Source organism: Mesorhizobium sp. M4B.F.Ca.ET.017.02.2.1, assembly GCF_003998955.1.
GTDB lineage: Bacteria > Pseudomonadota > Alphaproteobacteria > Rhizobiales > Rhizobiaceae > Mesorhizobium > Mesorhizobium abyssinicae.
Genome location: NZ_RZOF01000517.1, coordinates 1 through 2,882 on the forward strand (window position 1 = coordinate 1; position 2,882 = coordinate 2,882).

At 68.3% G+C, this 2,882-nt stretch carries 3 protein-coding genes; all 3 read left to right on the forward strand.

The genetic code is table 11. The features are described from left to right. Nucleotides 1-199: 199 nt before the first annotated feature. A complete protein-coding gene (locus tag EN738_RS33060) occupies nucleotides 200-1,186 on the forward strand; it encodes an ABC transporter permease (protein ID WP_127287219.1) in 987 nt (328 codons plus the stop codon). Beyond that, on the forward strand, nucleotides 1,183-2,013 hold the full coding sequence (locus EN738_RS33065; RefSeq protein ID WP_127287220.1) for an ABC transporter permease: 831 nt from the start codon (nucleotides 1,183-1,185) through the stop codon (nucleotides 2,011-2,013). The genes EN738_RS33060 and EN738_RS33065 overlap by 4 nt, the downstream gene beginning before the upstream one ends. A gap of 29 nt (nucleotides 2,014-2,042) precedes the next feature. Next, nucleotides 2,043-2,882: ABC transporter ATP-binding protein (locus EN738_RS33070; protein ID WP_245494844.1), on the forward strand; the 840-nt coding region annotated here is incomplete at its 3' end.

The following is a 2,882-nucleotide window of genomic DNA, read 5'->3' on the forward strand; positions in this document are numbered from 1 at the left end:
CCCCTCTGTCCTGCCGGACACCTCCCCCACAAGGGGGGAGATTAGCGGCTTTGGCGCCTCGCACTTTCCTGCAGCGTTGGAGGTTGGCGAAAGCCGCGGTGCCAGCTGATCTCCCCCCGCGTGGGGGAGATGTCCGGCAGGACAGAGGGGGGCGCCGTAGAACTCGGCGTTCATGGCTTGGCCTTGGAGCGGCTTGGCCATGACCCGCGCCCTCGCCCTCATCCGCCGCCGTCTCGTCGGCAGCGTCTTCGTGCTTTTGATCGTCATCATCGGCACATTCCTACTGCTCGAAGCTGCCCCCGGCGACGCGGTCGACGCCTACATCGTCTCGACCGGCGGCGATGCCGGCCTGATCGAGGTGCTGCGCCATCGCTGGGGCCTCGACCAGTCGGAACTGACGCGGCTCGCCAACTATCTTTGGGCGCTCTGCCATCTCGATCTCGGCCAGTCCGTCACCTTCTCGCGACCGATCCGCGACGTCATTCTGGAGCGCCTGCCCACCACGCTGATCCTCATGGGCAGCGCCACCGCGCTCTCCTTCGGCCTCGGCTCGGCGCTCGGCATCTATGCCGGTGCAAAGCCCGGCAGCTTTCGGGACCGTTTCCTGTCGATCGGCTCGCTGGCGCTCTATGCCGTGCCCGGCTTCTGGCTCGGCCTGGTGCTGATCGTCGTCTTCGCCGTCGACCTGCGCTGGCTGCCGATCGGCGGCATCGAGACCATCGCCTCCGGCAAGACCGGGCTGGCGCGGGCCGCCGACATCGCCACCCATCTCGTGCTGCCGGTCTCGGCGCTCGGCTTCATCTACCTCGCGCTCTATCTGCGCATGATGCGCGCCGGCATGGCCGAGGCCTGGCGGCAGGATTTTGTCCTCGCCGCCCGCGCCAGGGGGCTGTCGCGCCGACGCATCGTGCTTGCCCATGTCGCCCGCAACGCGTTGCTGCCGCTCATCACCATGCTCGGCCTGCAGTCGGCGCAGATGCTGGGCGGCAGCGTCGTCATAGAAAGCGTCTTTGCCGTACCCGGCCTCGGCCGGCTGTCGCAGGAAGCCGTCGCCGGACGCGACACGCCGCTGCTGCTCGGCATCATTCTCACCAGCGCCGTGCTCGTCATCGTGATCAACCTCCTGGTCGACCTTGCCTACGCCCTGCTCGATCCGCGCGTCGGCGCCAGTGAGGCCGGCGCATGAGCCGCCTGCATCGTTTCCTTCGCAGCCCGGAAGCGATCGCCGGAGCTGCGATCCTCGCCTTGCTTTTCGCCATGGCGCTTACCGCGCCGCTGCTCTTTCCCGGCGACCCGCAGGCCATCGCAGGCCCGGCATTGCTGCCGCCATTCCAAAACTGGTCGCTGCCGCTCGGCACCGACCGCCTCGGCCGCGACGTGCTGGCCGAACTTTTCCACGGCGCCCGCACCTCGCTGGCCGTCGGGCTGTCGGCGGCGGGCGCAGCACTCCTGATCGGCGCGGTGGTCGGCACGCTGGCCGGTTTTGCCGGCGGCCTGATCGACGAGGTGCTGATGCGCATCACCGACGCCTTCCAGACCGTGCCCGGCTTCCTGCTGGCGCTGGCCTTCGTCAGCATCGTCGGCCCTTCACTCGGCGTAGTCGTTGCGGCCATCGCGCTCGGCGCCTGGACCGGACCGGCGCGCGTCGCACGCGCCGAAGTCCTCTCCATTCGCGAGCGCGACTATGTCGCCAGCGCCCGCGTCATCGGCATGCATCCGCTCGAGATCGCCTTTCGCGAAGTGCTGCCCAACGCGCTGCCGCCGGTGCTGGCGCTGTCCTCGGTGATCGTCGCGGCGGCGATCCTGACGGAAGCCGCCCTGTCCTTTCTCGGCCTGGGCGACCCCAACCGCGTCACCTGGGGCGCCATGATCGCCGAAGGCCGCGCCGTCTTGCGCACCGCGCCCTTCCTGTCGATCATTCCCGGCATCGCCCTGGTGCTGACCGTGCTCGGCGTCTACCTCGCCGGCGAAAGCGTCGTCGAGACGACGGCGGTGCGGAGAAGCCTGTCGTGACAGCACTGCTTTCGATCCGCGATTTGACGGTGAGCTATCGCGGCGATGGCCGAGGGGTGCCGGCGCTGAGGGGCGTGAGCCTTGAGATCCAGGCCGGTGAGCGCCTGGCGATCATCGGCGAGAGCGGCTCGGGCAAGAGCACCCTGGCGCTGGCGGTTGCGGGGGTGTTGGCGAGAGGTGCCAGGATTGGAGGTGCGATCGAATGGGCGATGCCGAAATTGCAAATGCCTCATTCCTTCGCGCCCCCCTCTGTCCTGCCGGACATCTCCCGCACAAGGGGGGAGATCAGCAGTTCCGTCGCCGGCACTTCTTTTTCAACGTCGGTGATCGGCGAAAGCGGTAATGAGAAGGCAATCTCCCCCCTTGTGGGGGAGATGTCCGGCAGGACAGAGGGGGGCGCGACAGAACGGCAACCTCTCCTCGTTCGTGAGACAGCTCCCCGCCTCGGTCGCGACATCGGCTTCGTCTTCCAGGACCCCTCCTCCAGCCTCGACCCGGTCATGCCCGTCGGCAAGCAGATTGCCGAAGTCGCCCGCACCCATCTCGGCCTCTCCTGGCCGCAAGCCTACGCCCATGCCAAAACCCTGCTCGAACGCGTCCGTCTGCCCGATCCCGACGCCGTCCTGCGCGCCAACCCGCATCAGCTTTCCGGCGGCCAGAAACAGCGCGTCGCGATCGCCGCTGCAATCGCCGCCGGTCCGACGCTGCTGATCGCCGACGAGGCCACCAGCGCGCTCGACACCATCGTGCAGGCCGAGATCGTGTCGCTCATCCGGCGGCTGGTGGCCGAGGACGGCATGACGCTGCTGTTTATCAGCCACGACATCGCGCTCGCCGCCGAGCTTGCCGAGCGCATCGCCGTGTTCCGC

Bases quoted from the DNA above. Each gene is read 5' to 3' on its own strand.
- EN738_RS33060 (WP_127287219.1), top strand. From the start codon at position 200: ATGACCCGCGCCCTCGCCCTCATCCGCCGCCGTCTCGTCGGCAGCGTC.
- EN738_RS33065 (WP_127287220.1), top strand. From the start codon at position 1,183: ATGAGCCGCCTGCATCGTTTCCTTCGCAGCCCGGAAGCGATCGCCGGA.